Below are 4,878 nucleotides of genomic sequence, written 5' to 3'. Positions count from 1 at the left end.
GAACCGAACTGGTCGCACAGGCAGCTGAAACGATGAAGCGCGTAGGCACCGCCATCCAACGAGTCACCGATATTATGGGCGAAATTGCGTCCGCGTCTAACGAGCAAACTCGAGGCATCGAACAGGTAAATCAGGCGATCTCCCAAATGGACGAGGTGACACAGCAAAACGCGGCGCTCGTTGAAGAAGCAGCGGCAGCAGCAGGGTCAATGGAAGACCAAGCCAAGCAACTGACCGCAGTCGTCGGCGCGTTCCGGACCGGGCAAACATTGAGGTTGTAATCCTTTCCGATGGCGACCGCCTCTTCACGATCCCGAATTGCCATCCGACCCTCCGTCTCGGCTAAGTCCGCTCGTAGAGCAGCTGGTGCTGTGGTTGGAAGGCATGGTCTGGTGCTCCCCGGAGCGGAACGGTGCGATGACCGGCATCATGAAGGCGCAGGTCGACTGGATTCCGCTTTCGGTCGGGCGGTGCGGCCGACCCGGGGTAAGACGCTCGTCGTGATGCAGGTCAGCGGCGGCTCGTAGTCGTTCAACGCCGTCAACCGGATGCGCGTGCTCGGACGCTGGATTCGCATGCTGACCATTCCCAACCAGTCGTCGGTGGCCGAGGCCTTCCTGGAGTTCGACGAAGCCGGACGCATGAAGCCTTCAACTTATTTCGACCGCGTTATTGACGTTATGGAAGAGTTAGTCAAGTTCACGCTGCTGACGCGCGACATCGGTCCGTGCCTTGTAGATAGGTACAGCGAACGCAAGGAGAGCGCAGAGGAACTGATGAAGCGAGTCAATCAGGCCAATATCTAGAGCTTGGTGACTTAAAAGCAGCGGCAATGCGGACGTTCGAATGTCGGCCCGCAAGTACCGGCCAATGACTGGAAGTGGCCGGTTGCTGAAGTTCACGGTCCAAGCCCCGGAGCGCTTCAGCCTCGCGGCGAACTTCCGGAGCGAACCCGTAACGGACGTCCGTCCCTTCTACTTTTGCGCGAATAGTAGAAGCGTCGAGGCCAGCTTTTCAAACGGTGTAGGTTCACCACTGAAAAGAGCTAGCGTAAAAACCTCCCTGTTGCGATCTGCCAAGCCTTTACGTCATCGTCGTCGTCCACCCAGCTCGCCGCCAGTTCGCACGCCGCTTTCGTGGCCGCACCGACTACGTTGCCATCTTCGATCGTTACTTTGGTTCGTCTACGTCCGTCTTCGGCCGTGACTTCCATGTTACTGGGACGGGAAAAAGAAATGCCTGTCTCCACGAGCAACTTTATCAGGTCGTCAAGCGAGTTCAAGGGGTCGAACCGTTCAAGGTTCACGGGAACCACACGGTCCGCATCCGAGAACGCGGCGAGTCCCGCACGCAGGTTGAATTCTTTGTCAAACATCGTGCGCTACTTACATTGTCGTGGTCTGAAGGGGCGCGTGGACGGGATCCTTCTGGACAATATTGACAGGTACCTTGTCCGCTACCGACGGAGTGCCGAAGGTATGTCGGAGAGAGTGTGCGTCCTCACAATCTAGTTGGACTCGCTCATCGAGACTCAATGTATCCATCGTAACGATCAGGTATTTCTCTTTAAGCCGATCAGCCAGTTAGGCCCATCTGCGGTATCGCCTGCCTCATCCGCCTGCGATGGTTTGTTCGGGGAGCATGCGGGTCTCTCGGTGTGCAAATCTATCCATCTGTTTCCTTGCATGCAACGGCGACAATCGCGTCTTCATACCGTTACAGTTTCGGCCGCCCATGCCTAAACGCTCGCCAGGCTCTAAAGTCCGACCGTCTTGCGTACGTAGGCTTATCCAACCATGCATCAAGCTCCGGACTCCAATTAAGCCACGTATTTTCATCAAACTCGAACTCTTCGTCGAGCAACCCTTTACTGTCCTTTGACAGGAAGACACCAACCAAGCCGTCTACATCCAAATACGCAACTGCGACTTCGGTCAATTCTGCAGTGGTGCCGGCCGGTTGTTGACCCAGCAGTGCTGACAATCGATCTACAAAAAACGCTACCGAGGGCGAGTCCAAATTGTTCTCCAGTCAGTGGTCCCTCGATTTTATGCCGATTCCTATTGCGACGGTGTTGCGTCCTTCTGGCCAGCTTTCACTAGGACATAACTTGCGCCGTCGATCACGTTCAGGCCAACCTCGGCTCCACGCTTGATATCGTCATCGTCGAGGACAATGTTGATACGGCTGACGCATTGGCGCTCTACTACCGCATTTACGGACATTCGGTCCGAGTACCCGCTACTGTAAGTGGGAGACTGTGTCCGGTCACAGGGGGCTGTTCCACAAACTTCAATGCTAATCTTGAAAGTCGCCTATCGATCCCTGCACTGGTAAGCCGGTACAAGGAGAAAGGGGTTTCTCACACGCGGCCCCGCAAGGGAGAACGTTCGTTGGCTCAAGCCGAAAAGGTCTTACCTTGCCCGCCGCCTACCAAACGTCGAATTGGCGAAGCTTGAAGACTGTACGCGGGCTCTTGGTTTTGCGCAGTCCTTATCCAAGCGTGTCAGTCCTGCATGAACGTCAACAGGTGGCGCAACGGAAGAGGCGCAGCGCACTCCAGGCCTCCCACGGATTGAGACTTCATCGGGGCCTGCCGAGTGGTTGCCTTTTCTCCAGTTCAGCGCGGGTCCGTTCAACCTCTGCTGCGATCAGAGTTTCGTCTGGTAGGACAGTCTGGTATTCGGCTGCCAGAATCTTGTTGGGAAGATTGTCGAGCGCGTAGTGAGCCTCTGCTGATCCCTTTTCGGCGCACAATATCAAGCCTACAGGAGGGTTTTCGCCCGGCTTGACCCAATGTTCACGCGCGTAATTCAGATAGAGATGCATCTGTCCTGCATCGGCGTAGCTGAAGCGGCCGACTTTCAGGTCGATGATTACAAGACATCTCAAGCGCCGGTGAAAGAAGACCAGGTCCACCCGAAACCACGTATCGTCGATCCGAAGCCGGCGCTGCCTGCCGACGAAAGCGAAATCGTCGCCGAGCTCAAGTAGAAAATCGGTAAGTCGCTGAATCAGCGCCGCTTCCAGATCTGACTCAGAATATTCGTCTTTTAGATCGAGGAACTCCAGAACGAACGGGTCGCGGATTGCTTCCTCTGGCGTAAGCGTATCGCGCGGTTCAGTGGCATTGGCTTTGGTCAGGAGCGCAGCCTTGTTGCGCGACAGGGCGAGCCGCTCGAAGAGCTGCGTACCGATTTGCCGATCGAGCTGCCGTACTGACCAGCCTTCGCGTAGCGCTTCAGTTTCATAGAAGGCTCGGGCTGCGGCCGCTTTCACTGAGAGCAATCGGACATACGCTGACCACGGTAGAGCAAACCGCGCTTGCAGCACCAAAAAGTTGGGCTTGTCCGCTGCGCCCGGTGTTGGCTGTTCCGTTCGAGATTTTCCAGACACCGTCTGGACCATGCCGGCAGCCGAAGATTTTCCAGACGGTGTCTGGAAAATCGTTTCCTCCGGCCACGCCAAGTAAAACGCGCGCATGTTAGCCAGATTGGCACGCCCGAAACCCCGGCCGAAGCGGACGGTCAGATCTTCGGCGAGCTGTGAGATGAGTGTCTGACCATATCCTGCCCGATCCCGGCCGCCCTGCTCGCTCTGCACTATTCGCCTTCCGATTTCCCAGTAGGCGGCCGTCATCAAGGCGTTGACGCTGCGCGAAGCAGCTCGCCGCGCGGACTCGACCACCCCAACGACTTCTTGATGAAGCGCAGCATAGTGGCTTGGCACGATCTCGGGGTTTGTCACGTTATTTCACCGCATCCTGAAACGTCCTGGTTGACGGCAATTTTAAAGCCTTCTGAAGCAAAGCCCGGTTCATTGGCGCCGATGACACGGCCGGCTCGACAGATGGGACCTGCTGATTAAGCCGTGTTCGGTGAAAGCTGACCGGCCGCCTCGACCGCAGGCCACCAAACGTCACACTTCAGTGGCCCGTCGTAATTTTGCGCAAGCAAGAACGACAACAATCCCCGTTCCGTCAAAGCTTCAGCGTTAGACCTCAACGTACCATCACAAAGGGATCCGCGGGTTCGAAGGCGTTCGTCGGCGGGTATTTGTGAAGCGCAGAGCGTTGCCTTCGAAAACCTTACGGAAAATCGCGTATCGATACTCTATGTCGTGTTGGTGTCGATTTTTTTAACTTTGAACTCGCTTCATTGAGGGGCGAGCTTTCCGTCGACCGTGCGATGTAACTTTGAACTGCTGGTTCACTTAACGTTGAACTTTCCGGATTTTCGTTCTCTTAACTTGAAACTTTCTGACTGCGTTTCCAACGTCAAAAATAGCATAGCCGGCCGCAATCGATCCAGACCGGCTTGCAGGCGCTGGTAGGATAGTGGACCTATCTGACGAGCCATGGCTGTGGTTCTTTGACCCTTGCCTAAAAGTATCAAACGAGTACATGGACTCCGCGTATCAAATATATTGGTGATCGGCAGTCAATACTTGGGAGGGAGGATGTCTGAGATGCAGAGGCGAATTGTCAGGCTGATCAAGATGCTTGCGCCTAACGAGGGGTATACGGCATCGATGCTGGACGGTGTCAGCTTCGTTCGTGCAAACCGCTCACTAGGCCGCACTCCCGTTTTGTACGAGCCGAGCATCGTTCTCGTCTGCCAAGGCCGCAAGCGCGGGTTCCCGGAGAGTCACGCCGCAAGCTTCGCGCTGCTGGTGTATGCGAGCAGCTGGCTCAAATGCCATGAGCCGGCGGCCTTTCTCGCGGCGATGCTCAACTCGCAACCAATGGGCTTCTATTCGCCCTCACAACTCGTACAGGACGCGCAGCGTCATGGCGTTAAAATCGTGCCGATCGATGTGACGGTCAGTGGCTGGGACTCGGTGCTCGAACGTCAGCCAGGCGGCTCAAAAATGTTTGTT

4 protein-coding genes and 1 pseudogene are annotated in these 4,878 nt (G+C 55.9%); 3 read left to right on the top strand and 2 right to left on the bottom strand.

Features of this window, described 5'->3' with window-relative positions; translation table 11 throughout:
* Together NCR40_RS31130 and NCR40_RS31125 are read left to right on the top strand one after the other, a co-directional pair.
* The coding region (locus tag NCR40_RS31130; protein WP_250511814.1) for a methyl-accepting chemotaxis protein at window positions 1-281 on the top strand (281 nt) is incomplete at its 5' end.
* 73 nt (window positions 282-354) lie between these two features.
* Window positions 355-806 (top strand): annotated as a pseudogene (locus NCR40_RS31125) (NAD(P)H-dependent oxidoreductase); the annotation flags it as partial.
* 239 nt (window positions 807-1,045) lie between these two features.
* Here the strand turns inward: NCR40_RS31125 and NCR40_RS31120 are convergent.
* Together NCR40_RS31120 and NCR40_RS31115 are read right to left on the bottom strand one after the other, a co-directional pair.
* Complete coding sequence (locus NCR40_RS31120) at window positions 1,046-1,375, bottom strand: hypothetical protein (RefSeq protein WP_250511813.1); 330 nt, start codon at window positions 1,373-1,375, stop codon at window positions 1,046-1,048.
* 1,208 nt (window positions 1,376-2,583) lie between these two features.
* Entirely contained in the window at window positions 2,584-3,747 is a 1,164-nt protein-coding gene (locus NCR40_RS31115) for a PDDEXK nuclease domain-containing protein (protein ID WP_250511812.1), read from the bottom strand.
* Between the two features lie 711 nt (window positions 3,748-4,458).
* On the opposite strand from NCR40_RS31115, the gene NCR40_RS31690 reads away from it, so the two are divergent.
* On the top strand, window positions 4,459-4,878 hold a 420-nt coding region (locus tag NCR40_RS31690; RefSeq protein ID WP_502801053.1), incomplete at its 3' end, for an AraC family transcriptional regulator N-terminal domain-containing protein.

This window comes from Caballeronia sp. GACF4 (assembly GCF_023631025.1).
In the GTDB taxonomy this organism is placed as follows: domain Bacteria; phylum Pseudomonadota; class Gammaproteobacteria; order Burkholderiales; family Burkholderiaceae; genus Caballeronia.
This window is presented reverse-complemented; position numbering and strand designations above follow the sequence as displayed.